This window comes from Paraburkholderia sp. BR10936 (assembly GCF_040965735.1).
Lineage (GTDB): Bacteria > Pseudomonadota > Gammaproteobacteria > Burkholderiales > Burkholderiaceae > Paraburkholderia > Paraburkholderia nodosa_A.
Genome location: NZ_JBFRCM010000008.1, coordinates 192,956 through 217,677 on the forward strand (window position 1 = coordinate 192,956; position 24,722 = coordinate 217,677).

Genomic DNA, 24,722 nt, shown 5'->3' on the forward strand with positions numbered 1-24,722 from the left:
ATTGTTCGGTTCAAAATGCGTGCAGCGGCGCTAATGCGTGCGCTCGCCTGTTTCATTGCCGCCGCTTTCGTTTGCATGGCTCGCCTCTGTACCCGCTGTGCCTGCGTCGTTGCTGCCGCCTTCCGGCGCCTCTGCCTCTTCTGCGCTTTCCGCTGTCTGCTCTTCTTCTGCCCCAACGCCTGCGTCCGGCGCTTCGCGCGTGCCGGACAGCCGCGCGCGCACGAAGCCGATATGCTCGCGCAGCACGTAGAACTGCTCCGCGTAGGCGAGCGGCATTTTCATGCCATTCACCGATTCCTCGATCTTGTCGAGCTGGCGGATCAGCGCCCGGCGCTCGGTGGGCGAGTTGTCGGCCATCGCGGCGCGCTCGAGTGCGATGAGCGAGCCGTACCAGCGGTAGATGCGCGATTTTACCCGCCACGCGTAGAGCGAAGGCACGATCCGCAGGCCCGGAATCAGCACGACGATGATCGGCACGAGCAGCACGACGAGCCGGTCGGCGAGGCTCGCCACCCAGAAGGGCAGCACGCGGTAGAGGAAGCTCTTGCCCGACTTGTAGTAGCGCGCGGCGTCGGCGCTGATCGGGAAGTCCTGGGCGCGCGGCGCGGGGAATTCGCCGGCGCGTTGCAGCAACGTGGAGCGGCCATGCACCTCCTTGGCCGCTTCGATCAGGAGGTCGGAGAGCGCGGGATGCAGTGAGTCGCGCGCGACCAGTTCTGCCGTCGGCGCGATGAAATGCAGGGGCGCTGCCGGCAGGTTGCGGCCGAAGTCGAACGCGCCCATCGGGATCGTGATGGCCGTGAGGAACGGAAAGCGCCGCGCGTAGGCGTCGGCCTGGACGAAGTCGAAGAAGCGCACGCCCGGCATGCGCATGAGGCGGCCCATGACGGGCGGCTGCGCGGAGTCGCCCGCGAGAATCGCGACGTCGATCTTGCCGGCCACGAGTTCGCGCGCGGCGTCGTCGCCGGAAAGCGGCAAAAGCCTGGTCGGGCCGCCGGGCTCGATGCCGTTCGCCTTGAGCAGCGTGAGCGCGAGCTCGCGCGTGCCGCTGCCCTCGGCGCCGATGGCGATGCGCTGGCCTTCGAACTGCGAGAGCCGCGTGGCGACGGGGCCGTGATAGAACACCACGAGCGGCACGTAAGCGACGCTGCCGAGCGACACGAGGCCGCCTGGCACCTTGCTCGCGAGGCCGTCCTGCACGAACGCGACGTCGACGTTCGACTTCGGGTCGGCGAGACGCTGCAGGTTCTGCGCCGAGCCCTCCGATTCGAGCACGTTCAGCGTGATGTTGTTGCGCGCGAGGATAGCCTTGTACTTTTCCGCGGCGTTCCAGAAGGTGCTGCCTTTGGGCCCCGCGCTCATGGTGAGCGTGCTGGGCGGCGCGGGCTGGATGAGGCGCACTGCGAGCCAGATGGCCGCCGCGCTCACGAGCAGGATGGGACCGAACGTGACAGCCAGGTCGCGCCACGAGATCGCCACGAAGCGCGCGACGAGACGGGGAGGAGGTTTGCGGCCGGTGCGGGACTTCATCGGGGTTGGGCGGGCCTCGGGTAGTTCGGGGGAGTGCGGGTCGGGTCCGCGTCGGGTCCGGCGCTGGCGCCGGGTCGGCTCAGGCGCGCGCGCCGCGCGGGCTCTGTGGTGCCGATGGTACATGAGATTCGGCGTTGCGGCGGCATGCCCGCGTGCCTCGCGGAACAGCTTAAGCGCATGCCACATGCGCCTGAGCTAAACTCTTTGCGCTTGCGCCACAGCCAGGCTAAATTGTGGTTCGCCTGCTGCGCTTCGCAAGGCGCGCCGGGGCCCGGGAGGGGTGGAGAAGTTGAACGAGCGGGCTCGGGCGAGCATCAATTCAAAACAACAGGAAACGGGCGCAGACCTGTTCCGGCGGGTGTAATTCGACGTCCTTTCATCCTTTTGCCTCTCGCATCGCGCCCAGACCCTGGCCGTGCACACGCGCATTGCGCGCTGTGCGCTGCCATCGGTAGTGGTAACAGCCGTCAGACCATGGCTGACGGGCGGCCTCCGAGCCGTCCTCCGGCAAGGCAGGCGGTCCTATTGCAGACAACAACCCGCAACAACGCGAAGACACAAGGAGAAAATATGAAATCGGTCGCTATTCTGAAGACGCTGGGCGTGGCGCTGTGCCTGTCGGTAGCTTGCAGCGCGTCGTACGCGCAGGACGAGTCGGCAAGTGCTCCCGCCGCCACCACGGCCGCTCCGGCCACCTCGGCCAAGAAGGCCGACCGCAAGCTGGGCTACACGGTGCGCAAGGCGCTCTCGAAGACTCAGGGCCTCGACGTTTCCAAGCTCAACGTGCGCTCGCACGGTGGCGCTGTCACGCTGACCGGCACGGTGCCGGATCAGGGCCAGATCGACAAGGCTGGAGAAGTCGCGAAGGGTGTGCCTGGCGTGACGTCGGTCTCGAACAAGCTGACGGTCAGAGTGGAGCAATAAACGCAGCAGCGCGCCCTGGAAACGGGGCGCCTGTGCTCGAGCGACAGCAAAAAGCCCGGCCGCTACAGGCCGGGCTTTTTTTGTGCGCATAGGTCTGGCAGGCGTAAGGTTGGCGTGTGCTTGGGGGGCAGTTATCGTTCGAAGCCGGCAGCTTGTCCGCGTAACGCGTGAACCTGCAGCCTGCAAACGCAAGCGGCATGCGATTGCGTCATGTTGCACTGCAGCCGCCAAAGTGTAGTTTGACACACAGTCTTCCCGCCGTTGGGGGTATACCGTGGGTATCGCGCGTCTTTCCCGAGGTCGAGCGCGGCCTCATCGCTGGAAAGCAGGAAATCGCCATGACCATTCACACCTACACCGACTTGCCGCTCGTCGACCGGGCGGCCTTCGAGCTGGCCTGTGCGCGGCACGGCTTTGCGCCCATGCAGTTCGACATTCGCGGCGAAGCCGATCCCAACGATCCGGACCATGGCGACATGCTGATCGTGCGGCGCGGCGCCTGGGCGCAGGCTTACCGCATCGACGCCCGCGGCCAGTGGCTGCGCCAGTTCGAGGTCGATCTCAACGGGAGATTTTTCCGCCAGGCGCCCCACGCCTGAGCGTGCGCGGCGGGCGCGGCGTGTGCCGCATTCAGGAGAGCACGAGCCGCACGCCCACGAGCGAGAGCGTCGCGGCGAGCAGCACGCGCAGCAGCTTTTCGGGAGCCTTGGTGGACAGCAGGCTACCGATCGCGATGCCGGGCAGCGAGCCGCACAGGAGCGAAAGCAGCATGTGCCAGTCGATCGAACCGAGCAGCCAGTGGCCGGCGCCCGCGAGGAGCGTGAGCGGCACGGCGTGCGCGACATCGGAGCCGACGATGCGCACCGTGGGCAGCGCGGGATAGAGCAGGAGCAGTACAGTCACGCCGATGGCGCCCGCGCCCACCGAGGTGAGCGAGACGAGCGCGCCGAGCACCGCGCCCGTGAGGATCGTGAAAAAGAGCGTGCGCGCTTCGCCCGGCTCATGCCGGTGGCGCGAGGCGAACGCGGCGAGCTGCGGGCGGAAAATGAGCGCGACGGCCGTAATGAGCAGCGCCACGCCCAGCACGGCCTGGATCAGATGCCCCGCGCGCGGCGTGTCCATGCCATAGCGGTGCAGCAGGATCAGCGTGATCGTCGCGGCGGGCACGCTGCCGGCCGCGAGCCGCAGCGTCACCCGCCAGTCCACCGAACCCTTGAGCCCGTGCACGAGCGTGCCCGCGGACTTCGTCGCGGCCGCATAGAGCAGGTCGGTGCCGACTGCCGTGGCCGGGTGCACGTTGAAGACGAGGACCAGGATCGGCGTCATCAGCGAGCCGCCACCCACGCCGGTCAGGCCGACCAGAAATCCGACGAACAGGCCGGACAGCGAATACAGCAGATCGATATGGGGGAAGGACATCGCGCGCGAAGAGGCCGGTTCAGGGGGCTACGCCGTCGCCTGCCGTGTCGAGAACAGCGCGCGCCGTAAGCGGCGCGTCAGGCTGGACAACGGCCAAGGCTGGCGGCGAAAATCCGCTATTGTCGCAAAACCGGCGGCTTGGCGCTGGGTTAAGCGAAATCGGACGCGTTGCGCCTGGCTTTCAATTACCTTGACTCCGTCCCACTGGCAGGATGCGGGCCAGATGCCGGCTCGCAACTTCACGTGCCGTGAGCGTCCTTCGCGCGCAGGCACGTGCCGAACAGCGCCACGCAGCACTGGCGCCACCATAACCAGAACCCGACATGAATCCCGGCATCCTCTACGCGTTCGCTGCATTCGTTCTCTGGGGGCTCTTCCCCATCTACTTCAAGACGCTGCATCAAATCCCCGCACTCGAAATGCTCGCGCACCGCATGGCGTGGTCGCTCGTGTTCGTGATCGCCGTGCTCGTCGTGCGCCGTCACTGGCGATGGCTTGGGCCCACGCTGCGTGACCGTCGCCTGCTCGGGCGCTTCGTGGCGAGCGCCGTGCTGCTCTCGGCCAACTGGGGCATCTATATCTGGTCCGTCAATGCCGGGCACATCGTCGAGGCGAGCCTCGGCTACTTCATCAATCCGCTCATCAACGTGTTGTTCGGCTATGCGTTCCTGCGCGAACGCCTGCGCCCACTGCAATGGGCCGCTGTGGCGCTGGCCACCGCGGGCGTCGTGTGGCTCACCTGGCAGAACGGTGCGCCGCCCTGGATCAGTCTTGCGCTCGCCGTGACCTTCGGCGGCTACGGGCTTTTGCGCAAGACCGCGCAGCTCGGCGCGCTCGAAGGCCTCGCGCTCGAAACCGTGCTGCTCTTTCCCGTTGCGGTCGTTTATCTGACGATCGTGGGTCTCGCCGGCGCGAGCCACTTCACGCATGCCTCGCGCGGGCTGCAGCTGCTGCTCGCGGCCTCCGGCCCGATCACGGCGGTCCCGCTGCTTCTCTTCGGCGCGGCCGCGCGGCGCATTCCGCTGTCGATGCTCGGGCTGATCCAGTACGTCACGCCCACGCTGCAGTTGCTCACCGGCGTGCTCATTTACGGAGAGCCGTTCGGCGCGGTGCGCGCCGTGGGTTACGGCGCGATCTGGCTTGCGCTCGGCGTGTATTCGCTCGAAGGCGTGCGTAGCCTCGTGGCTGAACGGGAGCGCCGCGCGGCGTGAGGGGGCTGAGTGGTGCTGCTGCCCTGTCGGGCATTGGCTGACCTGCCGGCGGCGCGGTAGGATGCCAGCACGATGGCCGCACGGTCGTAGCATCGGATTTGTGTGAATCGGATGCGCGAGTCAGCGGCGACCGGCAGAGCCTTAACCCTTGGCCAATCCTCAGTGGAGTGCCCCGCGCATGAGTATCGAAGCCGTCCGCCGGTTCGAGGAAGAATTCGCACCGCGCATTGCGGCGAAGCTGGCGAAACAGTTCGGCTCTTCGGTGCACGTCGATGTCGTGCCCAACGTCGGGCACGGCCACCCTACGCGCGTGCGCCTGCGCGGCGTCGCGAACGAGCACCGGCATCCGTATGTGTATCCGCTGAACGTCTCGCTGACCTGGGACACCGAGGAGATCGAGCGCCTCATGGAGCCCGGCGGCGAAGCGCGCTTCGAGCACTACCTCGAAGCGACCGGGCGCAAGCTTGCGTCATGGGAGTCGGCGCGCTCTGTCGATTTTGCTTCGCGCACGCAAGGCGAGCCCGAGGTGCTGCTAGGCGGGCTCGATTTCGAGGGCTAAGCGCGCCTTGGCCCTCGAGGTTCATCAGCCGCGCGCAGCCCGCGTGAGCCACTCGCGGCCCTTGAGCATGCCCCACCAGTAGAAGCTCGGCAGCACACTCGCCTTGAGCAGCCACATGAGGCGGCGGGGCCGCGTGGGGTCGAGCGGGAAGGTAGGCAAGAGACGCCCGCCATAACCGAACTCGGCCAGCACGACTTTGCCCTTCTCCACGGTGAGCGGGCACGAGCCGTAACCGTCGTAGCGATACGCCAGCGGTGCGCCCGCACGCGCGGCGAGCAGGTTCTCGGCCACGATCACGGCCTGCTTGCGCGCGGCCGCGCCGGTCTTGGCGTTCGGTGCCGAGCACACGTCGCCGAGCGAGAACACGTTCGGATAGCGCGGATGCTGGAGCGTGGCGTGATCCACGTCGCACCAGCCGGCTTCGTCGGCGAGCTGGCTGTCGCGGATGAAGTCGGGCGCGACCTGCGGCGGCACGGCGTGCAGCATGTCGAAGCGCTTCTCCACACGCGTGACGTTGCCGTTCGCATCTTTGACCTCGAAGGTGGCGATACGCGCGGGGCCGTCTACGGCCACGAGATTCGACGAGAACGCGAGGTTCGCGTTGTAGCGCTTCACGTACTCCATGAGCGGCGGCACGAAGGTCGCCACGCCGAATAGCACGGCGCCCGCGAGATTGAACTCCACGTTGACCTGGCCGAGTACACCCTGGCGTCGCCAGTGGTCGCACGCGAGGTACATGGCCTTTTGCGGCGCGCCCGCGCACTTGATCGGCATGCCGGGCTGACTGAAGAGCGCGGTGCCGCTCTTCATCTGCTGCACGAGCTGCCAGGTGTAGGGCGCGAGGTCGTAGCGATAGTTCGAGGTCACGCCGTTCTTGCCGAGCGTTTCCGTGAGGCCCGCAATGCGCTCCCACGCGAGCCGCAGTCCCGGCGCGACGATGAGCTGGCGGTAGGCCACGCGCACGCCGCTGTCGAGCTGCACGACGTTCGCGTCCGGCTCGACGCGCGTAGCGGCCGCGCGGAACCACTTCACGCCGGCGGGGATGACGCTCGCCATGGGCCGGCGCGTTTTCGTCACGTCGTATGCACCGCCGCCGACCAGCGTCCACGCGGGCTGATAGTCGTGGTGATCGCTCGGCTCGACGATGGCGATCTTCAGGTTCGGCTCGCGGCGCAACAGGCTCGCCGTGACGGCGACGCCCGCCGTGCCGCCGCCGATCACGACGACGTCCCAGGTTTCGCCTTCCCACGCGCAGGCCGCCGTCGTGGCGCGCGCGGCATTCGCGGTTTGCGCGGCCTGGGTGGGCGCGCCTTGCTGCGCGAGCCGATAGAGGCTCGTGGCGCGGTTGCCGCTGCGGCAATACGCGAGCGCGGGGCCGGGCAGGTCGATCAGCAGCTGGGCGAAGCGCGCAGCGTCTTCGGCGGTGATCTGGCCGGGCGTTACCGGCAGATACGCGAACTGCAGACCGAGCTGCGAGGCCGCGGCGCGCAGCGCCTGCGACGTGGGTTGCGAGTCGCCGCCCTCGCCATCGGGCCGGTTGCAGATGATCGAGCGATAGCCCGCCGCCTGGATGGCGGCGAGGTCGTCGGGCGTGATCTGGTCGGCGCTCCCGAAGCGCGCGTCGTGTTGCGTGATTTGCATGTAATTTTTGTCCCGAGGCTGGTGCGGCGTAGTGCTGCTTTTATTGCGGTTTGGTATGGATCGATGCGGCTTCTTGCGAGCGGCGGCGCTGCTCCAGCACGGCGAAAATTGCCATGCCCGCGAGCATGGCGGCGACGAAGAGCCAGGCGCGCGGCTGGCCGCCGCCCGCGGCGACGAGCGCGGGGCCGGGGCAGAAGCCCGCTAGCCCCCAGCCCGCGCCGAACAGCAAGGCGCCGCCAACCAGTCGGCCATCAATTCGACGCGACGTGGGCAGCTGAATCGGGGCGCCAGCGAGGCTCGACGCACGCCGGCGCGCGAGCCAGAAGGCGGGCGCGGCGAGGGCGATGGCGCCCGCCATCACGAAGGCAAGCGACGGGTCCCAATTTCCGGCGAGATCGAGAAAGCCGAGCACCTTGGCCGGGTTGGCCATGCCCGAGACGAGCAAGCCGATGCCGAACAGCAGACCGCACGCGAATGCGCTGAGTTTTCGCATCTCAGCCTCCGATCAGGTGACGCACGGCGAACACGGTGGCGAAGCCCGCCGCCATGAACGCGCCCGTGGCAACGAACGAGCGGCGCGAACCGCGCGCGATCCCGCACACGCCGTGGCCGCTCGTGCAGCCCGAGCCGTAACGCGTGCCGATGCCGACCAGCAGGCCCGCCACGACGAGCGTGAACGTGGACGCATCGATCTGCGTGACCGGAAGCGTCGCGCGCAGCCGCCACAGCAACGGGGCGGCGATGAGGCCAATGACGAACGCGGCATTCACGCCGCGCTCGCCGCCCGAGCCCGGCAGCAACCCACCGAGCAAGCCGCTGATCCCGGCGATGCGCCCGTTCACGAGCACGAAGAGCGCGGCCGCCGCGCCGATCATGAGGCCGCCCGCGAACGAGGCGTAGGGCGTGAAGTGAGCGAGGTCGAGACTCATGCCGGATGGACCTTGAGCCGCCCGCAATAGAGGCTCGAGAGCGTCTGCATGACCTGAATGACTTCGGGGCTCGCGAGGCGGTAGTAGATGTATTTGCCTTCGCGGCGCGTATCGACGAGACCTTCGTCGCGCAGCTTGCCGAGGTGCTGCGAAAGGCTCGGCTGATGCACGCCCACCAGCTCCTCGAGCTCGCCGACGTTGCGCTCGCCTTCGGTGAGCTGGCAAAGCAGCAGGAGACGGTCTTCGTGGGCAAGCGCCTTGAGCAGTGCGCAGCACTTTTCGGCGGATTCGCGCAGGGCCGCGAGCGCTTCGGGGGTGAGTGGTGAGTTCATGGGTCGCCCCGTCGGACGAGGTAGCAAGTCAATGCGCCAGATTATACTTTGTCTAAAAACATTATATAAATTTATAATATGTGTTTCAATAGAGGGTCATCTTTGCGGAGTCGTTGATGTCCCACCCAGCCCAGCTACCCACACCCGAGCCCACCGTCGAGTCCTTTTTCGACCCCGTCACGGCCACGGTCACCTACGTCGTGCACGCCGGGCGCGGCAGCGCCTGCGCGATCGTCGACCCGGTGCTCGACTACGATCCGAAATCGGGCCGCACCTCCACGGAATCGGCCGATCGCGTGATCGCGTTCGTGCGCGACTACGAGCTTCGCGTCGAGTGGCTGCTGGAAACGCACGCGCATGCCGATCATCTCTCGGCGGCACCGTATCTGAAGGCGCAGCTGGGCGGGCGCATTGCCATTGGCGAGCACATTCGCGACGTGCAGGGTGTATTTAGCGCGGTGTTCAATCTCGCCGAGACGCTCAGCCCGGACGGCAGTCAGTTCGACGTGCTGTTCCAGGACGGCGAGACATTCCGGGTCGGCGCTTTGGAGGCGCGCGCGCTGCACGTGCCCGGCCACACGCCTGCCGATCTCGCGTATCAGATCGGCAACGCCGTGTTCGTGGGCGACACGCTTTTCATGCCCGACGTGGGCTCGGCGCGCTGCGACTTTCCGGGCGGCGACGCGCACACGCTTTACCGTTCGGCGCGCAAGCTGCTCGATCTGCCGGGCGACACGCGCCTCTTCATGTGCCACGACTATCCGCCGGCTTCGCGCGGGCCGTGTTTCGAGACCACGGTGAGCGCGCAGCGCAGCGGCAATATCCACCTGAACGAGACTGTGAGCGAAAAGGCGTTCGTGCAGATGCGCACCGCGCGCGACCGCACGCTCGCCATGCCGAATCTGATCCTGCCGTCGATCCAGGTGAATATCCGCGCGGGTCGCCTGCCGGAGCCCGAAGCCAACGGCGTGCGTTATCTGAAGATTCCGATTAACGCACTTTGAATATGTGCGGCGTGAGTTCCGCTAAGTGCCTCTGGGAGCGCGGGAAAACGTCGCTTGCTGCCCGCGCGCTTCGCTGTTCAGTTAGCAGTGAGCGTCCTCGTTGACTGGCAAGTTGCCGGCCGGTTCCTCCTGCAAGCCTGTGCCTGCATCGCTCGCGCCGGCAGCGCGCGATCTGCGCAACCGTATGGCCGGCACAGCGTGCAACAGACGACGCGCGCGCCTATGCAGCGGCCAGTCGACGAACTGGTAGAGCGCGGCGCCCATCGCCGTAGCCACGATCATCGTGAGCACCACCCCGAGCGGCGCAGTCGGATCAAAGCCGCCGAGAGCGCCCGGCAGCAGCTTGCGCGCAGCTTCCACACAGTATGGATGGCTCAGATAGATGGCATAGCTCGCATCGCCGATGAATATGGCTGCGCGTGTCAACGAGCCCGAGCCCATCGCCGGTTCCAGGCTCAGTGTGCAGCCGATCAGTACGAAAGCCGGCAGGCCGTAGTAAAGCAGCGGTGCGTTGGAAAGGTTGTGCCAGTTGATGTAGGCCATCCACGCATAGGCCGCTACCGCGATGCACCCCGCAAGCGGCAGCTTGATTCGGACTCCGGATTTCCAGATCTGGTAGGCCATGAAGCCGAGCGGGAACTCGAATAAACGCTGATTCGCATAGAACGCGGTGAATACGCCGTGCGAGTTCGATGCCTTAGTCGCGCAAAAGATCGCAAGGATCAGCGCAGAAGTGAACAGCAGGCGGCGACGGCGCACCAGCATCAACGAAACGGCTGTGACCACGTAAAACAACATTTCGTAGTTCAGCGTCCAGCCGACGAACAACATCGGGAATATCTGGCCGCTTTCCTTGCGATAGGGAATGAAAAAGAGCGACTTCAGCAGATTCCCGAGGTCCGCTGTGGTCGAATTCAACAACTCCGGCGCAATGAGTGCCCCGGCGAATACACCGAACGTCAACACCCAATACAGCGGCACGATGCGGGCAACGCGGTCCGCGAGAAAGCGCTGTGTGGTCAAATTCGGGTTGTCCAGCACGAGGGCGATGACGAAACCGCTTATCACGAAGAAAATGTCGACGCCGAATTCACCGAGCGTATGTCCAGTCGGCGACATGATGTGAAAGAAGATGACCGTTGTCGCTGCAACAGCGCGCAGCACGGTAAGAGACTTTAGCTTTTGCATGGTGGATGCGCGGTCTGCGCGTTCGCCAATGGCGGGCGGGACGGATGCTCTGCGTTTGATCGAGGCTATTCTGACATCGCCAAAACGCACGCGTGTGCGTAGTTTTGTGTGTGACCGTACACAAGTCAGCAATTAGTTAAAGAGTTACCTTGTCCGAAATTCGAAAGCGTCTGTCCACACGACCGGCCTGCAGCAAACTACATTGACGGTTCGATAACGCGTTCGCGTAAGGCGTTGCGCAAAAACTGATTGCACGGAGTCCCGCCATGAAAGCCATCCAGTTCAGGACCTTCGGCAAGCCCGAGGTGCTCGAGTATCTCGATCTGCCCACGCCCGCGCCAAAGGGCGGCAGCGCGCTCGTGCAGGTGCGCGCCGCCTCGGTCAACCCGAGCGATGTGAAGAACGTCGCCGGCCATTTCGAGCACACGGTGCCCCCGCGCGTCCCGGGGCGCGACTTCAGTGGCGTGGTGGTGGCTGGCCCCGCGGAGTGGCTCGGCGCCGAGGTCTGGGGCACGGGCGGCGACATCGGCTTCACGCGCGACGGCACGCATGCCGAGTTCATCGAGGTGCCCGAGGCTGCGCTCGTCCGCAAGCCCGCGGCGCTCTCGCACGCGCAGGCCGCATCCATTGGCGTGAACTTCGTCGTAGCGTGGCTGGGCACCGTCGATTACGCGCGCCTCGCCGAGGGTGAGACGATCGCCGTGATCGGCGTGTCGGGCGGGGTGGGCGGCGCGGTTACGCAGATCGCGAAGGCGCGCGGCGCGCGCGTGATCGGCGTGGGCCGCGAGGCGCCGCTTGCCGGCTCGCCGGCTGCGCGTCTCATCGACGCCTTCGTTCCCATGAACGAGCACACCGCCGAGCGCGTGCGCGAACTGACGGATGGCGCAGGCGCGGACGTGGTCTACGACGCCGTGGGCGGCGTGGCGTTCGAACTGGCGCTCTCGCTTGCGAAGCGGCGTGGCCGCGTGGTCGAGATCAGCGCGACGGGCAAGCGGCGCGTGGAGTTCGACCTGATCGACTTCTATCACAACGAGACGCAGCTACTCGGCGCCGATAGTGCGAAGCTCGGCGTGGCCGAATCCGCACCGCTCATGCGCGCGATTGCCGAAGCGTTCGACGCGGGCCAGTTCGAGCCGCCCGTCGTGGCTGCGCACTTTCCGCTCGCGCGGGCACGCGAAGCCTACGAGGCGGTCGCGGCGGGCACGCCGGGGCGCGTCGTGATCGACATGGCGTGAGCGCCCGAAGAACGAACAGGAGATAGAGATGAAGGCCTACCTGGTGTCGTTCGCGGTCGGCGCGCTCGCGGGCCTGCTCTACAACGTGCTGCAGGTGAAATCGCCCGCGCCGCCGACCATCGCGCTCGTCGGGCTGCTCGGCATGCTGGCGGGCGAGAATGTCATCGGCGTCGTGCGCGCATGCGTCGCGCATCTGGCGGGGTGAGCGGGGCAATCCTCACTCACCGCACCGGATATCGCCCTGCGGCGCGGATTTTACCGACTGACGGGCTGGCTCACGCCCCGGCCCGCACGAGCCGCTCCGGCAAGCGCGTGCGTAGTTCGCGCGCGTCGAGCGCCGCGAGATCCTTGTCGAGTTCGAGCGTGACGAGGCTGCGCGTTTGTGCGTCGATCGCCTTGCGCAACGCGCCGAGGAACGCGGGCGGCGCCGCGAGGACGAGCGTGCCGTAGCGCGCGTCGTTGCGGGCCTTCGCGAGCGTCGTCGCGATCTCGGCCGCGAACACGGTGGCTTCGTGGTCGTGCTGGCTGGTGTCGGGATCGGTCGCGCTGCGGCCGAAGCCGACGCGGTCGGTGGTGCGCCCCGGCTTGTCGGTCACGAGGTTCTCGTCCGACATGCGGCCTTGCAGATGGAGCAGCGTCTCGACCTCGTCGATGGCGCCCAGCGGGCTTTCGGCGGCGAAAATGCGCGCGGTCACACGGTTGGCGACAACAATCCAGATCGTTTTCGACATGTTCGACTCCCTGCCATGGCACCCGGCGCATGCGGCCGCCGGGCGGTTGAGTGGACTCGGGCCTCGCGGCGTAAACGTCAAGGGTAGCGCGCTTCGGGCCGCACGGCACGGGAAGTGCCGCCACGCTCGTCGGCGCACCGCTGGCGCTCGCGCGGGACGCGAAAGTGTCGCAACAGCGAGCCGCGTGCCCGCAGGCCGCTTGCCCTCCCAGAATTCGGAAGGATGATTCTTGCTGGCGGTGGATTATCTTTTTCTGTGCAAGCGCCTAGCCTTTAGACTCCGCAGCGCGCTGCACAGGAGTCCGCCATGAGCCCGAACGACTCGACCGCCTCGACCGCCGATCGCATCCTCCGTTATCCGAGCGACATCGCCTTCACGCCGACGGTCAAGGCGATGCAGGAGCGCCTGGGTTCGCGCGAGCTCTATGCGAGCGTGGAGCGCGATCACGCCTGGGGCGTGGCGCTCACGCCCAAAATCCAGGAATTCATCGCCGCGCAAACGAGCGTATTCCTCGGCACCGCGAATACCGAAGGGCAGCCGTACATCCAGCATCGCGGCGGCCCGGCGGGCTTTCTGCATGTGGTGGACGAGCACACCATTGCCTTCGCGGATTTCATCGGCAACCAGCAATACATCACGCTCGGCAACCTCACCGATAACCCGAAGGCGCATTTGTTCGTCATCGACTATGCGCGGCGGCGGCGCGTGAAGATTTGGGGCCGCGCGCGCGTCGTCGAAGACCCGGCGCTGGTCGAGGAATTGATGCCTGCGGGCTACAAGGCGCGCGCCGAGCGGGTGATCGTCTTCACGGTGCACGCGTGGGACATGAACTGCCCGCAGCACATTCCGCAGCGCTTTGAGGCCGCGGACGTGAAGGCCGCGTTAGACGAGCGCGACGCGCGCGTACGCGAACTGGAGGAGGCCGCCGCGCAACGCGAGGCCCGCGTACGGGAACTGGAAGCGGAAGTCGCGCGGCTGCGCGAGGGCGCCGCAGTGTGAGCGGGTGCTCGCACCGCGATTCACGCGCAGGCGGCTTACTTCGCCTTTTCCGCCGAATTGGTGATGGCCTGACCGCCCTTCGAAAGGTCCTCACCCGCGCCTGCGATGGTGTTGCAGGCGGCGAGTGTCACAGCGAAAAGTGCAAGCGCAAACGCGAGATAACGGGTCATCCTGGCTCTCCCTGAATCGAATAGGCGGCAAATAAGCGTCGAATGGAAGCGGTGGCGGGCACGAGGCATGCGCGCTGCCGTTCCTTTCAATTCTACGCGCGAAGCGGGGACACATGCGCCGAGGCTGCGCATGGGCGCGTGCGTGACATCGAGCCGTTTTCAGCGCTTGCGCGTCCGGCGCACGACGAGCCACTTGGGCGAGCGAAAGCGCACGATGCTCACATAGAGCCACACATAGGTGAGCGCGAACAGCACCACGAAACAGAACAGATGGAGCGTGTGGCGCCAGAACAGCGTGGCCGGAATCACGGCGATCAGGCAGAGCAGCCACAGGTAGGGCGAAGTGAGCGAATTGCGCCGCGTGAGTTCTCGCGCATTGCGCGCGCCCACGACCCAGCGCATGAGACGCTTGTACACGAGCATGTGCAGGTGCACGCCGTCGGGGATGCCGGGCGACATGCCGCGCACGAACTTCTTCCGGTAGATCGAGAAACATGTCTCGAAGATCGGATACATGAAGAGCAGCACCGGATACCAGGCCGACACATCGCGGTTGCGCATGACGAGCAGGATCGACAGCTCGGCGAGCATGAAGCCGATGAAATACGCGCCGCCGTCGCCGAGAAAGATCAGGCCAGCGGGGAAATTCCACATGAAAAAGCCCAGCACCGCGCCCATCATGATGAACGACGCGGAGAGCACCACGGGGTCGTGCACCTGGAAGGCCACGTAGGCGAGCGAGGCGAACATCATGAACGCGACCATCGAGGCGAGGCCGTTGAAGCCGTCGATGATGTTGATCGCGTTGGCGAGCGCGGCGACCGCGAGCACGGTGATGACGAAGGAAATCGCCGCGTAGGAAAGCAGAAAGTCGAGCGGCGGCACGCTGATGCGCGTGACCGCGATGCCGAGGAACCAGAACGCGAGCGCGGCGGCGGCCATCGTGCACAGGAGGCGCGCAAGCGGCGAGACGCGCTTGGTCAGGTCTTCGATGAGCCCCGAACCGAACGCCGGCAACCCGCACGCGACAATCCCGAGTATACCGCCGGAGACGGCCGGATACGCCCCGTGCAACTGCGCGGCCGCCACGATCAGCCCCGCGAGGATGCCCGTTCCGCCGATGCGCGGCACGGGACGCACGTGGAATTTCTGCACGCCGACGAGATCGGAATCGACGGAAAACCTTTCATGCAGATGCGCGTAACGCACGATCAGCAGCGTGACCAGCAAGGAAACGAGAAAGCCGAGGGCAAAACTGAGCATGAAAGGAAACCGCGACCGGAAGAAGGAATGCGCGATTATACAAAGGTGGACAGGCTGCCCGCCCCGAACCTCTTGCGGCCGGCGCCGCGCTCAGGTTCCCGGCGCGTTCGCGGGTGTGACTTCGAGCAGGATGACGTGGTCGGGTACTTCCACGGTGAGTTGGCGCACGTCGCGATGGATTTTGCGCGGCTCCGCTGAAGCGAGCGGATCGTAAAGCTCGACGCGTTTTGCTGTTTCGCCAAAGTCGAGACCGACGCGCGCGGGCGGGCTGGTGAGCGGCTTTCCTGTCGCACGGTCCCAGATGAGCGTTTCGTTCCAGAGCACCAGCACGAAGCGGCCATCCTTTTTCTGCAGCAGCAGACTATTCGCCGATTGCGGCATATCCGAAAGCGTATAGGCGAGCGTGTTGCTCGCCGCTGCGCTTGCGCGCCGTGTGATGTTGGCGTTCAGGATCGACGTGAGATTGCGAATGGCATAGGCCACCGGCTTAGGACTGTTGTCGTTGCGAAAGAGCCCGTAGTGCATTTCATCGTTCTTGTGCGCCGGATCGGGCTTTTGGTCGAGCAGTTCATAAACATAGAGCCGCTTCACGCCCGCCGACGCCGCATCCATATAACCGTTGAGAATGCCCTTGGCCTGCGTGTCCTCGTCGACGCCGAGCATGTACCAACCCGCTTGCGGCAATGAAAAGTAGCCGAACTCGGTGATGACGAGCGGCAACTGAAATCTCTGGCCCAGGTGAATCGCCGCAAGCATCCACTTGTCGCCGTTCGCGTTCCAGAGGGGCTGCTCGCCGTTTTGCGGGTAGACATGCTGATTCGCAAAGTCGGCCGAAGCTGCACGCGTCTCGACTGACTTGGGGTCGAAGCCGGTCGCGTCGTATACGGGCACCGCTTTGAGCTCCGGCATGCCGTGTACGCGTGCGTAGAGGTCGCGCTGCACAGCGAGCCCGGCTGCAGCGCCGGTCAGCCCCTGGTAAGCGACTGGAAAGTTGTTGAGTTCGTTGGGGCCTTCGATGGCCGCAACGCTGCCGGGCACCTCGGTATTCAACTGCGCAACCTGCCCGATGTGTTTCTCGAAGTCCGCGCCCATCAGGAAGTTGAATTTCACGCCGCGCTGCGCGAGATAGACATAGCTGGAAAACGGGATGGAAGAGCCGGGCGGGTAGTCGCGGACGTGGTGAATACCGAGCCACGCCATATCGTCGGCGACGTTGTGCACGTTGACGTACGCGCCGTCGGTATAGCTGACGTGGGTGTCGACAGCGAGCGTCTGGAGGAATTCGTCGGCTGGCATGGCGTGCACAGCGTCGCTCGCGTGCACCGCCGATACACATGCGAGTGCGCAGATACCTGCCGCCAGGCTTTCAATGGTACGTATGCCGAACGGCCAGGTCCGTTTCGCGTGTCTCGCGTCTCGCGAACGGGCGGTATCGGTGGGCAGACGATGGGTGCTTCCTGCGGAATGCATCACGGCGTATTCCTCGCGTGGAGCGGTTGCCGGCTACCGATTACGCGCGCTTGCTCGCTCCACGCCGGCATTTTCAATTGGCTTACCCCGGTTGGAGGCGCAGCCAGAAAGCATTTTGCCGTGTCATTGGCCACTTCATGTGTGCGACGGCGAACGGATAGGCACTCCGCGGGAGACTAGATTCCGTCTATCACAGATGTCGCGATCAAATAAGGAAAATAGAGTCGATTGTCGCGATCTCCAGGGTAAACATTAAGGAATCCTTTATATCAATCAGGCGAACCGGGTCCGAGAGCCGTTGCGTTATGTGCGGTTGCGCACATAACGCAACGCTCGCATTGTGACTTGCAGAGCGCCCCCAGCGTGGTTCGCATCATGAGGCAGCGGCGATTGGAAACTGTTGGTGGGATTGCGCACGGTTCCTGCGTCGCTCGCGCCGTAATGTGTTGTCGTGGGTTATCGGGGCAGGCGGCACGTGACGTAGGGATCGCCTGAGACGGGGATTTCCGTGCGTTCGCCGATGGCGGACGACTGCCAGCCCATGAATGTCTGACGAACACGACACGCACTGGGGTAGGGAAATGTCAGAGTTAACGCAACGGTCAGAGTTTGCGCAACGTACGGTCGACATCGTGCTGCAACGTACGGTCGATGTCGTGCTGATCGTGCTGGGCGCCATTTGCGCCGTACACCTGAATCTGAATTCCGGACAGGTGGCTGAGGTGCATCACCCCGATCCCACGCTGGTGGCATTTTGCGCGGCACTCGCGCTCTCGGTCTTTCCCGCTTGCGGGACCTATGGCACGCGCGGCAGCCGGTCGCTTTTCAGCGTCGCGGGCCGCACGGCGTTCGCCTGGCTCGCGGTGCAGCTTTGCGGACTCGTGCTGCTTTATGCGATTCATCACGATCATCTGCTGGCGTTGCCGTGGTTCATGTACTGGACACTGACGACGGGTATTTCGCTGTTGCTGTCGCACACGCTGTTCTTTTCGGAATTCAGCGTGCTGCGAGTGACCCGTGAATGGTGGCGCGGGGAAGCTTACGAAATCGGTTCGCGCGACAAGGTTCGCAGCGCTGTCATCGGGCACGCCTTGAAACGCGTCTTTGACATTGTGGCGGCAGTGAGTGCGATCGTGCTGCTCTCGCCGCTGCTCGCCGTGCTCGCGCTGCTGGTCAAGCGCGATGGCGGTCCGGCGCTTTACGGCCATACGCGCGTAGGCCGCCATGGCAAAAAATTTCGCTGTCTCAAGTTCCGGTCGATGGTGGTGAACTCGGAGCAGGTGCTCAAGGATCTGCTCGAGCGTGATCCCGAAGCCCGCGCGGAATGGGAGCGTGAATTCAAGCTCAAGCACGATGTGCGCGTAACGCGGATCGGCCACTTCCTGCGCCGCTCGAGCCTCGATGAACTGCCGCAGCTCTGGAACGTCCTGCGCGGCCAGATGAGTTTTGTCGGCCCGCGCCCGATCATCGACCAGGAGCTGGAGCGCTATGGCGAGGCGAGAAAGTACTACCTGATGGCCACGCCGGGTATCACGGGTCTGTGGCAGGTGAGCGGACGCAACGATATCGACTACGCGACGCGCGTTCTGCTCGACGTTTCCTATGTGGAGAACTGGACCTTCCGGAAGGACATCGGGATTCTGTTCAAGACGTTTTTTGTCGTGATTCGCGGAACTGGCGCGTATTGAGCTGCGAGCGAGCCGAAAAAGAGGGTGAAAGCGGGCTGCAAACGTGTTAGCACGAGACGCGGTTGACATATCAGGTATCCGGTTCACACGGCATGACCCGGGACGCATGTAACGGATTGGGGGTGTTGCGATGGGACTGAATGCGATGAACTGGATCGGGAGTACGCACGCGCGTGTCGGGCGGGATGTTGGACTCGCGGGCGCGCTGCGCCGCGGGGTTGCGTGTGCCGTTTGCCTGGCGCTCACGGCGCTGAGCGGCTGTGCTCTGGCGCCGGGCATGACCTACACTTCCGGAGCGGCGGGCTCCACGGCGAACCCGGGTGCCGTTGCGGCATCTGGCGCAGCGGTGCCTGATAGCGTGGCGGCCAAGGGAATCGCTGGTGCACCGACCGGTACGCTCGTCGAGATCACGAGGGACCTCGTCGACAAGGAGGCCGCGGCGCGGCCCAAGGGCATTCCGGCAGACGTGCAGCAGATGTTCGCCAAAGCCACGCCGTATGAAATCGGCCCCGGCGATATTCTCACCATCGTCGTCTGGGATCACCCCGAACTCAACCTGCCCGCGGGCGGCGGCGGCGGCGACGGTCCTTCGGGCGCCAGTTCGGTTGCGTCCGGCTACACCGTCGATAACAACGGCTTTATTCAGTATGCCTATATTGGCCCGCTGAAAGTCGCGGGCCTTTCGGAAATGGGTGTGCGCGACATCCTCGCGGAGAAGCTCGCGAAATACGTGCGCCAGCCGCAGATCACCGTGCGCATCGAAACCTATCGCAGCAAGCGCGTGTATCTCGACGGCGAGGTCAAGACGCCGGGCGTGCAGGTGCTCAACGACCGGCCGATGACGTTGCCCGAGGCGATCAACCGGGCCGGCGGCTTCACGAGCAATGCCGACCGCTCGCATGTGTCCGTGACACGTGGAGACACCACAGTGGATATCGATATGCCGGCGATGATCCGCAAGGGGTTCAATCCCGACCGGATCGTTCTACACGATGGTGACCTTGTGCGGATCTTCGCGCAGACGGACAGCAAGGTTTTCGTGGTCGGCGAGGTCGAGCGTCCTGGCGGCGTGATGTTCAATAACGGACGCATGTCGCTGAACGAGGCACTTGGCAATGCGGGAGGGATCAACCAGTCGTCGGGCGACGCCTCGCAGGTGTATGTCGTGCGTGGACGCGATACCAGCCAGCCGACCGTGTTCCATCTCGACGCGAGCAGCGCGTCGGCAATGGCCACGGCCGATTCGTTCGAGCTCAAGCCCAACGATGTCGTATTCGTCGATACGTCTACTCTCGTGAAGTGGAGCCGTGTCATCAGCCTGATTTTGCCGACGACCCAGGCCGCTGCGACGAGCCGAGCGATTGGATACTGATGCGTACATGAACGATATAAACCACACGAACCGCGTCGATCGACCTGTTCGCTTTCGGGGGCACAAGATGAATAACCGCGACTCTCTTCTTGAAGGGCCTGCGGAGGCGATCATGCCGATCGCCCCCGACGGCGGCCATATGGGCAATATGCTGGATACCCTTTACGCGGGCCGCAAGACGATCCTGATCGTTACGCTGATCTTTACGCTTATCGGCACCCTCTACGCGGTACTGGCGTCCCCCGTCTATCAATCGGACATGCTCATTCAGGTGGAGGAGAGCCCGAACGGGGCAAAATCGGCGCTGGCCGATCTTTCCTCCCAGTTCGCGGTCAAGACCCAGGCATCGGCGGAAATGGAGGTATTGCGTTCGCGGATGGTAGTGTCGTCCGCCGTGGATGCGACCAAGCTCTATATCAAGGCGACCCCACGCTATTTCCCCGTGGTGGGCCGCTGGGCGGCGCGACATCTGAGCCTCGGCAACTGGTCGGGATGGGGCGGTTACGCCTGGGGCGACGAGGCGATCGAGGTCACGCAATTCGACGTGCCGACGCGCCTCCAAGGCAGACCGTTTGTCTTGACCTACCGGGGCGAGGGAGCCTACACGCTCGAGGGGGGCGGCATCACGCTCGAAGGGAAAGTGGGAGAAGCGCTGCACGCGCCGACGGTGGGTGGCGCCATCGACCTCGTCGTCGGCAGGATCGACGGGCAGCCGGGCACGGTCTTCAACGTGATGCGCCTGTCCGAACTGAGCGCGATCCAGGGGCTGCAGACGGCAATCGCCATTACGGAAAAGGGCAAGGAATCCGATGTCATCGGCGTTGCGCTGGATGGCGAAGACCCGGTACTCACCAGCAACATTCTCAACGCGGTCGGCAACGAATACATCCGGCAGAACGCTCAGCGCACGCAGGAAGAAGCGCAAAAGCAGATTGCCTTCCTCGACCGTCAGTTGCCTCTGCTCAAGGCCCAGCTGGAGAAAGCCGAGGACGAGTTCAACGCATTCCGCTCGGCGCACGGCGCCGTCAATCTGGATGCCGAAGCTTCGGCACTGTTGCAGAGTTCGGCGCTGGCGCAGCAGCGTATCGCCGATCTACAGCAGCAACGCGCGCAGGCGATGGCCCGTTTCACCGACGACAACCCGGCTCTCGTCGCCATCAATGGGCAACTGGCCGAAGCGCAGAAGTCGCTGGAACACCTGGCCGGCCAGACTCGCGCCCTGCCGCCGGTGGAGCAAGAGGTCGTGCGCCTGCAGCGGGAAGTGACCGTCGATACGAACATCTACACGAATCTCTTGAACAACCGCGAGCAGCTGCGTCTGATCAAGGCAGGCCGCGTGTCGAATGTCCGCATGATCGACGCCGCGGTGCCGCCTGAAGGACCGATTCGGCCGAAGCGCGCCATTATCGTGGTCGCGGCCGTGTTCACCGGCTTGTTTGCCGGCGCCGCGCTCGTGCTGCTGCGTCAGAGGCTCAACCGCGGCGTCTCCGTCGTGGACGAGATCGAAGCGGGCACCGGGCTGGCAGTCTTCGCGGCCGTACCGCGCAGCCGCATTCAGCATTCGCTTGCGCGCCGTTTGCCGTACGGCGCGCCGGGTGCGAACACGGTGCTCGCGCATACGGCCGTTTTCGACCCGGCGGTCGAGAGCCTGCGCAGCTTCCGCACCGCGCTCGAGCATTCGCTGGAGGACGCGGACAATCGTGTCGTGCTGCTGGCGGGGCCGACACCCATGGTCGGCAAGTCGTTCGTCTCGGTCAATCTGGCCGCCGTATTCGGTGCGTCGGGCAAGCGTGTGCTCCTGATCGACGCGGATCTGCGGCGCGGCTCGCTGAACCAGCATATGGCGGTGCCGAGCATGCCGGGCGTCACCAACATCTTTGAACCCTGCCAGAGCTACGACCACGTGGTGAATCGCGACGTGATGCCGGGCGTCGACTTCGTTGCGACCGGGGGTTATGTCACCAATGCCAGCGAGCTGCTGCAAAAAGATGCTTTCCGGAACTTCGTGGCGTGGGCCAATTCGACGTATGAACTCGTGCTGATCGACGCGCCGCCGATTCTGCCGGTGGCCGACGCCGGGATCATCGGAAGACTGGCGGGCACCGTGTTCGTGATCGCGCGCCAGGGCGCGACGAGCGTGAGCGATCTGCGCGAGTCCGTGCGTCGCTTCGAACAGGTTGGCGTGCCGATTCGCGGCGTGATCTTCAATGACATGACATCGCGTCCGGGGCGCTATGGCAACGAATATGCCGCGTACGGCTATTCGAGCTACGGCTTTGCCAAGGATACGGGGAGCGCCAAGGCGGAGTAGCGCACTGCGAGGTGTGCAAAATCGCCCGATCTTTTCGTCGATGACGCCGCGGTCCATCGAATTGCCAGTCAAGCGGCGCCTGATGGGCTGGAGCGAATTCGCTCTGCTTCAGCCCGCTTCACCGGCGGCAGTGTGATTGTCCGCCCGCATGAGGCGCGAACTCATCACGCGCTTCAGTCGTCCGTGACTTGACCGTATCCGTCAATCGCATTAGCGGCGACTTTCCATCGCAATTCGCCACCGACTCTCCGGGACCGGCTTCGGATGCGTGAGTTGGCGTGACATGAGCGACGGCGAACATTCGCCGGTGCGAAGACCGGCCACACTTCAAGACATACGAATTGCATGGCGCGGCCCGTTGAATCCGGCCGTGCCTTCTACCTTGGGATGAATCACGTGCTTGCCCCCAATCTGATGATTAACGGCCGCTTCCTGGGTCGCCGCGCGACGGGTGTCGATCGCTTTGCGTTCGAGACGATCCGCGCACTCGACCAGCTGATCGAGCTGCGCGATCCACGCGTCGCCGGATTGCGGACCGAGATCATCGTTCCCGAAGCGCTGGCCGCCATGCCGAATCCGTTCCGGCACGTCGCGTTGCGCGCGAGCGGAAAGGGCGGTGGCCTGCGTTGGGAACAGCTCGCGCTGCCGCAAGCCGCACGCGGCCGGTTGCTGCTCAATCTCTGCAACTCCGGGCCCCTGTGGTATCGCCGTCAAATCACGGTGCTGCACGACGCGGCGCCCGCGCGCGTGCCGGACAGCTACAGCCGGTCCTTTGTTGCCTGGTATCGCCTGATGGCGCCGCGTCTTGGCCGCATATCGCGGCGTGTCATTACCGTGTCGGAATTCTCGCGGCGTGAACTAAGTGACGCTTACCGGATTCCGGTAGACAAGATCGGCGTTGTGTCGGAGAGCGGCGAGCACATGTTGCGTGTGCAACAGGATGCGGCTCCAACGTCAGTCACGCGCGACGAGCGTCCATTCGTGCTTGCGGTGGGAAGCCTCAATCGTCACAAGAATTTTCAGCTCGTGGCCGAGGCGGCGCGCCTCATTCGTGACGCGCAGTTCGACATCATCGTGGTAGGCGGGGGCGACGCACGAGTCTACGGTACGGGCCAGGATGCGTTGCCTGCGTTCGTGAAGCATCTCGGCTATGTAAGCGATAGCGAACTCGCGGCGCTCTATCGGCGCGCGGCGTGCTTCGTGTATCCGTCACGCTACGAGGGCTTCGGGTTGCCGCCGGTCGAGGCGCTGGCGCTTGGCTGCCCGGTCATTGCTTCGCGGCTGCCGGCTGTCCAGGAAGCATGCAGCGACGCCGTGCTCTACACCTCGCCAGACGATCCTGCGGAACTGGCGAGCTTGCTCGAGCGAATCACGCGCGATGCCGCGTTACGCGAGAATCTGCGCGAACGGGGCCGCGCACGGACTGCGGAGCTCACCTGGCGAGCGACTGCGACCAGGTTGATCGAGGAGATCTCGCCGTGGCTAATGTGACGCTTGCATCCAATCTCGCGAAGGACACTCGCCGTTTCGGCCGCGTCGCGCTCGTGCATGAGTGGCTTGTCACTTACGCGGGGTCGGAGAAGGTCGTGGAGCAGATTCTTCAGCTCTTTCCACAGGCCGATCTATACAGCGTTGTCGACTTCTTCCCGGAGTCGCAGCGGGGCGTGCTGGGCGGCAGGCATGCAACGACTTCGTTCATTCAGCATCTGCCGCGGGCGCGCAAATCGTTTCGCACTTACCTCCCGCTCATGCCGCTGGCGATCGAGCAGTTCGATCTCTCGTCCTACGATCTCGTGATCTCCTCCAGCCATGCTGTGGCCAAGGGCATTCTGACCGGTCCGAACCAGGTGCATGTCAGTTATGTGCACTCGCCGATCCGGTATGCGTGGGATCTGCAGCATCAATATCTGTGCGAAGCCGGGCTGCAGCGCGGTATGAAAAGCTGGATCGTGCGCGCGTTGCTTCACTACATGCGGATCTGGGACCAGCGTACGGCGCATGGCGTGGATGCGTTCGTCGCCAATTCTGCATTCGTGGGGCGACGCATTCGCAAAGCGTACGGCAGCGAGGCCACGGTGGTCTACCCGCCGGTCGATGTGGAGCGGTTCGAATTGGGTGACCAGCACGAAGACTTCTATTTGATTGCCTCGCGCATGGTGCCATACAAGCGCATTCCGCTCATCGTCGAGGCATTCGCCAGGATGCCATCGCGGCGTCTCGTGGTGATCGGTGACGGCGCCGACTTTGCGCGTGTGAAGGCGTGTGCCACGCCCAATGTGACGTTGCTCGGCTATCAGCCCGATGAGGCTCTGGTCGACTACATGCAGCGTGCGCGGGCGTTCGTCGTCGCCGCCGAGGAAGACTTCGGCATTTCAGTTGTCGAAGCACAGGCCTGCGGCACGCCGGTCATCGCTTTGGGTCGTGGAGGCTCGCGGGAGATCGTGGTGGATTCGCCGGACCCCGAACGCGGCACGGGGCTCTTCTTCAGCGAGCAAAGCGTGGAATCAATTGTCGATGCGGTGGAGCGCTTTGAGCGGCAGCCGCCGCTCAAAGCGGAAGTTTGCCGTCGTAATGCGATGCGCTTTACGGAAGAGCGGTTCAAGCAGGAGTTTCTCAGTGTAGTGGAACGCGCGATGGATGCCGACAAAGTGCTCGCCGACACGCCGCCTGTGGTGCGGCGCTGGCATTCAGCCTGAGTTGACACAATAACGAGAGCGTTCACGCACGAATGCTGCGTGAATGCATA

The 24,722-nt window shown here is 64.7% G+C and carries 24 protein-coding genes; 13 read left to right on the forward strand and 11 right to left on the reverse strand.

The annotated features are described in order from the left end of the window. Window positions 1-30: 30 nt before the first annotated feature. Window positions 31-1,530, reverse strand: coding sequence for a TAXI family TRAP transporter solute-binding subunit (locus tag AB4Y36_RS18870; protein WP_069267736.1), 1,500 nt, complete (start codon window positions 1,528-1,530; stop codon window positions 31-33). A 570-nt stretch (window positions 1,531-2,100) separates the two neighbouring features. On the opposite strand from AB4Y36_RS18870, the gene AB4Y36_RS18875 reads away from it, so the two are divergent. Together AB4Y36_RS18875 and AB4Y36_RS18880 are read left to right on the forward strand one after the other, a co-directional pair. Continuing rightward, window positions 2,101-2,454: a BON domain-containing protein gene (locus tag AB4Y36_RS18875; RefSeq protein WP_069267735.1), complete on the forward strand. Its 354-nt coding sequence runs from the start codon at window positions 2,101-2,103 to the stop codon at window positions 2,452-2,454. Between the two features lie 338 nt (window positions 2,455-2,792). After that, window positions 2,793-3,053 (forward strand): hypothetical protein, encoded by a 261-nt coding sequence (locus AB4Y36_RS18880; RefSeq protein ID WP_158757093.1) that lies wholly within the window; start codon window positions 2,793-2,795, stop codon window positions 3,051-3,053. 31 nt (window positions 3,054-3,084) lie between these two features. Here the strand turns inward: AB4Y36_RS18880 and AB4Y36_RS18885 are convergent, their stop codons facing one another. Beyond that, entirely contained in the window at window positions 3,085-3,873 is a 789-nt protein-coding gene (locus tag AB4Y36_RS18885; RefSeq protein ID WP_368683791.1) for a sulfite exporter TauE/SafE family protein, read from the reverse strand. 323 nt (window positions 3,874-4,196) lie between these two features. Here AB4Y36_RS18885 and rarD point away from each other — a divergent pair, with 323 nt between their 5' ends. Together rarD and AB4Y36_RS18895 are read left to right on the forward strand one after the other, a co-directional pair. After that, complete coding sequence (gene rarD, locus AB4Y36_RS18890; RefSeq protein WP_342947740.1) at window positions 4,197-5,084, forward strand: EamA family transporter RarD; 888 nt, start codon at window positions 4,197-4,199, stop codon at window positions 5,082-5,084. Between the two features lie 178 nt (window positions 5,085-5,262). Then, entirely contained in the window at window positions 5,263-5,643 is a 381-nt protein-coding gene (locus AB4Y36_RS18895; protein WP_368683792.1) for a DUF5594 family protein, read from the forward strand. Window positions 5,644-5,667: 24 nt separating this feature from the next. Here the strand turns inward: AB4Y36_RS18895 and AB4Y36_RS18900 are convergent, their stop codons facing one another. The 4 genes from AB4Y36_RS18900 to AB4Y36_RS18915 are packed head-to-tail and all read right to left on the reverse strand — an operon-like array spanning window position 5,668 to window position 8,545. Further along, complete coding sequence (locus AB4Y36_RS18900) at window positions 5,668-7,284, reverse strand: sulfur transferase domain-containing protein (RefSeq protein WP_368683793.1); 1,617 nt, start codon at window positions 7,282-7,284, stop codon at window positions 5,668-5,670. 40 nt (window positions 7,285-7,324) lie between these two features. Next, a complete protein-coding gene (locus tag AB4Y36_RS18905) occupies window positions 7,325-7,777 on the reverse strand; it encodes a YeeE/YedE family protein (protein WP_069267731.1) in 453 nt (150 codons plus the stop codon). A 1-nt stretch (window position 7,778) separates the two neighbouring features. Continuing rightward, window positions 7,779-8,213, reverse strand: coding sequence for a YeeE/YedE family protein (locus AB4Y36_RS18910; protein WP_368683794.1), 435 nt, complete (start codon window positions 8,211-8,213; stop codon window positions 7,779-7,781). After that, window positions 8,210-8,545, reverse strand: a complete 336-nt coding sequence (locus AB4Y36_RS18915; protein ID WP_028202089.1) for a metalloregulator ArsR/SmtB family transcription factor — start codon at window positions 8,543-8,545, stop codon at window positions 8,210-8,212. Before AB4Y36_RS18915 ends, AB4Y36_RS18910 begins: the two co-directional genes overlap by 4 nt. 116 nt (window positions 8,546-8,661) lie before the next feature. On the opposite strand from AB4Y36_RS18915, the gene AB4Y36_RS18920 reads away from it, so the two are divergent. Beyond that, on the forward strand, window positions 8,662-9,549 hold the full coding sequence (locus AB4Y36_RS18920; RefSeq protein WP_368683795.1) for an MBL fold metallo-hydrolase: 888 nt from the start codon (window positions 8,662-8,664) through the stop codon (window positions 9,547-9,549). A gap of 81 nt (window positions 9,550-9,630) precedes the next feature. On the opposite strand, the gene AB4Y36_RS18925 is transcribed toward AB4Y36_RS18920, so the two are convergent. Next, complete coding sequence (locus AB4Y36_RS18925) at window positions 9,631-10,827, reverse strand: acyltransferase family protein (protein ID WP_368683796.1); 1,197 nt, start codon at window positions 10,825-10,827, stop codon at window positions 9,631-9,633. 176 nt (window positions 10,828-11,003) lie between these two features. Between AB4Y36_RS18925 and AB4Y36_RS18930 the strand changes: the two genes are divergently transcribed. Then, window positions 11,004-11,972, forward strand: a complete 969-nt coding sequence (locus tag AB4Y36_RS18930; protein ID WP_368683797.1) for a zinc-binding alcohol dehydrogenase family protein — start codon at window positions 11,004-11,006, stop codon at window positions 11,970-11,972. Window positions 11,973-12,000: 28 nt separating this feature from the next. Beyond that, window positions 12,001-12,177, forward strand: a complete 177-nt coding sequence (locus AB4Y36_RS18935; protein WP_342947748.1) for a DUF1427 family protein — start codon at window positions 12,001-12,003, stop codon at window positions 12,175-12,177. A gap of 70 nt (window positions 12,178-12,247) precedes the next feature. On the opposite strand, the gene AB4Y36_RS18940 is transcribed toward AB4Y36_RS18935, so the two are convergent. After that, window positions 12,248-12,703 carry a host attachment protein gene (locus tag AB4Y36_RS18940; RefSeq protein ID WP_028202093.1) on the reverse strand — a complete coding sequence of 152 codons (456 nt, stop codon included), beginning with the start codon at window positions 12,701-12,703 and terminating at the stop codon, window positions 12,248-12,250. 306 nt (window positions 12,704-13,009) lie between these two features. On the opposite strand from AB4Y36_RS18940, the gene AB4Y36_RS18945 reads away from it, so the two are divergent. Continuing rightward, window positions 13,010-13,702 (forward strand): pyridoxamine 5'-phosphate oxidase family protein, encoded by a 693-nt coding sequence (locus AB4Y36_RS18945; protein WP_368683798.1) that lies wholly within the window; start codon window positions 13,010-13,012, stop codon window positions 13,700-13,702. Between the two features lie 35 nt (window positions 13,703-13,737). On the opposite strand, the gene AB4Y36_RS18950 is transcribed toward AB4Y36_RS18945, so the two are convergent. The 3 genes from AB4Y36_RS18950 to AB4Y36_RS18960 form a co-directional block, all read right to left on the reverse strand. After that, complete coding sequence (locus AB4Y36_RS18950; RefSeq protein WP_069267714.1) at window positions 13,738-13,872, reverse strand: entericidin A/B family lipoprotein; 135 nt, start codon at window positions 13,870-13,872, stop codon at window positions 13,738-13,740. A gap of 159 nt (window positions 13,873-14,031) precedes the next feature. Beyond that, on the reverse strand, window positions 14,032-15,135 hold the full coding sequence (locus AB4Y36_RS18955) for a glycosyltransferase (RefSeq protein ID WP_069267713.1): 1,104 nt from the start codon (window positions 15,133-15,135) through the stop codon (window positions 14,032-14,034). Window positions 15,136-15,225: 90 nt separating this feature from the next. Continuing rightward, window positions 15,226-16,431 (reverse strand): calcium-binding protein, encoded by a 1,206-nt coding sequence (locus tag AB4Y36_RS18960; RefSeq protein WP_368683799.1) that lies wholly within the window; start codon window positions 16,429-16,431, stop codon window positions 15,226-15,228. 755 nt (window positions 16,432-17,186) lie between these two features. On the opposite strand from AB4Y36_RS18960, the gene AB4Y36_RS18965 reads away from it, so the two are divergent. The 5 genes from AB4Y36_RS18965 to AB4Y36_RS18985 all read left to right on the forward strand — a co-directional run bounded on the left by AB4Y36_RS18965 (window position 17,187) and on the right by AB4Y36_RS18985 (window position 24,672). Continuing rightward, complete coding sequence (locus AB4Y36_RS18965) at window positions 17,187-18,293, forward strand: sugar transferase (protein WP_368683800.1); 1,107 nt, start codon at window positions 17,187-17,189, stop codon at window positions 18,291-18,293. Window positions 18,294-18,570: 277 nt separating this feature from the next. Beyond that, complete coding sequence (locus AB4Y36_RS18970) at window positions 18,571-19,665, forward strand: polysaccharide biosynthesis/export family protein (RefSeq protein WP_342947752.1); 1,095 nt, start codon at window positions 18,571-18,573, stop codon at window positions 19,663-19,665. A 112-nt stretch (window positions 19,666-19,777) separates the two neighbouring features. Beyond that, the gene (locus AB4Y36_RS18975; protein WP_368616834.1) at window positions 19,778-21,976 is read left to right on the forward strand and encodes a GNVR domain-containing protein; all 2,199 of its coding nucleotides are present in this window, start codon (window positions 19,778-19,780) and stop codon (window positions 21,974-21,976) included. A 387-nt stretch (window positions 21,977-22,363) separates the two neighbouring features. Beyond that, window positions 22,364-23,467, forward strand: a complete 1,104-nt coding sequence (locus tag AB4Y36_RS18980; protein WP_368603976.1) for a glycosyltransferase family 4 protein — start codon at window positions 22,364-22,366, stop codon at window positions 23,465-23,467. Then, window positions 23,455-24,672 carry a glycosyltransferase family 4 protein gene (locus AB4Y36_RS18985; RefSeq protein ID WP_368683801.1) on the forward strand — a complete coding sequence of 406 codons (1,218 nt, stop codon included), beginning with the start codon at window positions 23,455-23,457 and terminating at the stop codon, window positions 24,670-24,672. Before AB4Y36_RS18980 ends, AB4Y36_RS18985 begins: the two co-directional genes overlap by 13 nt. The last annotated feature ends 50 nt before the right edge of the window (window positions 24,673-24,722 follow it).

Coding starts and splice junctions, on each gene's coding strand:
- AB4Y36_RS18870 (WP_069267736.1), bottom strand. CDS start 1,530: ATGAAGTCCCGCACCGGCCGCAAACCTCCTCCCCGTCTCGTCGCGCGC.
- AB4Y36_RS18875 (WP_069267735.1), top strand. CDS start 2,101: ATGAAATCGGTCGCTATTCTGAAGACGCTGGGCGTGGCGCTGTGCCTG.
- AB4Y36_RS18880 (WP_158757093.1), top strand. CDS start 2,793: ATGACCATTCACACCTACACCGACTTGCCGCTCGTCGACCGGGCGGCC.
- AB4Y36_RS18885 (WP_368683791.1), bottom strand. CDS start 3,873: ATGTCCTTCCCCCATATCGATCTGCTGTATTCGCTGTCCGGCCTGTTC.
- rarD (WP_342947740.1), top strand. CDS start 4,197: ATGAATCCCGGCATCCTCTACGCGTTCGCTGCATTCGTTCTCTGGGGG.
- AB4Y36_RS18895 (WP_368683792.1), top strand. CDS start 5,263: ATGAGTATCGAAGCCGTCCGCCGGTTCGAGGAAGAATTCGCACCGCGC.
- AB4Y36_RS18900 (WP_368683793.1), bottom strand. CDS start 7,284: ATGCAAATCACGCAACACGACGCGCGCTTCGGGAGCGCCGACCAGATC.
- AB4Y36_RS18905 (WP_069267731.1), bottom strand. CDS start 7,777: ATGCGAAAACTCAGCGCATTCGCGTGCGGTCTGCTGTTCGGCATCGGC.
- AB4Y36_RS18910 (WP_368683794.1), bottom strand. CDS start 8,213: ATGAGTCTCGACCTCGCTCACTTCACGCCCTACGCCTCGTTCGCGGGC.
- AB4Y36_RS18915 (WP_028202089.1), bottom strand. CDS start 8,545: ATGAACTCACCACTCACCCCCGAAGCGCTCGCGGCCCTGCGCGAATCC.
- AB4Y36_RS18920 (WP_368683795.1), top strand. CDS start 8,662: ATGTCCCACCCAGCCCAGCTACCCACACCCGAGCCCACCGTCGAGTCC.
- AB4Y36_RS18930 (WP_368683797.1), top strand. CDS start 11,004: ATGAAAGCCATCCAGTTCAGGACCTTCGGCAAGCCCGAGGTGCTCGAG.
- AB4Y36_RS18935 (WP_342947748.1), top strand. CDS start 12,001: ATGAAGGCCTACCTGGTGTCGTTCGCGGTCGGCGCGCTCGCGGGCCTG.
- AB4Y36_RS18940 (WP_028202093.1), bottom strand. CDS start 12,703: ATGTCGAAAACGATCTGGATTGTTGTCGCCAACCGTGTGACCGCGCGC.
- AB4Y36_RS18945 (WP_368683798.1), top strand. CDS start 13,010: ATGAGCCCGAACGACTCGACCGCCTCGACCGCCGATCGCATCCTCCGT.
- AB4Y36_RS18950 (WP_069267714.1), bottom strand. CDS start 13,872: ATGACCCGTTATCTCGCGTTTGCGCTTGCACTTTTCGCTGTGACACTC.
- AB4Y36_RS18955 (WP_069267713.1), bottom strand. CDS start 15,135: ATGCTCAGTTTTGCCCTCGGCTTTCTCGTTTCCTTGCTGGTCACGCTG.
- AB4Y36_RS18960 (WP_368683799.1), bottom strand. CDS start 16,431: ATGCCAGCCGACGAATTCCTCCAGACGCTCGCTGTCGACACCCACGTC.
- AB4Y36_RS18965 (WP_368683800.1), top strand. CDS start 17,187: ATGTCAGAGTTAACGCAACGGTCAGAGTTTGCGCAACGTACGGTCGAC.
- AB4Y36_RS18970 (WP_342947752.1), top strand. CDS start 18,571: ATGACCTACACTTCCGGAGCGGCGGGCTCCACGGCGAACCCGGGTGCC.
- AB4Y36_RS18975 (WP_368616834.1), top strand. CDS start 19,778: ATGCCGATCGCCCCCGACGGCGGCCATATGGGCAATATGCTGGATACC.
- AB4Y36_RS18980 (WP_368603976.1), top strand. CDS start 22,364: ATGAATCACGTGCTTGCCCCCAATCTGATGATTAACGGCCGCTTCCTG.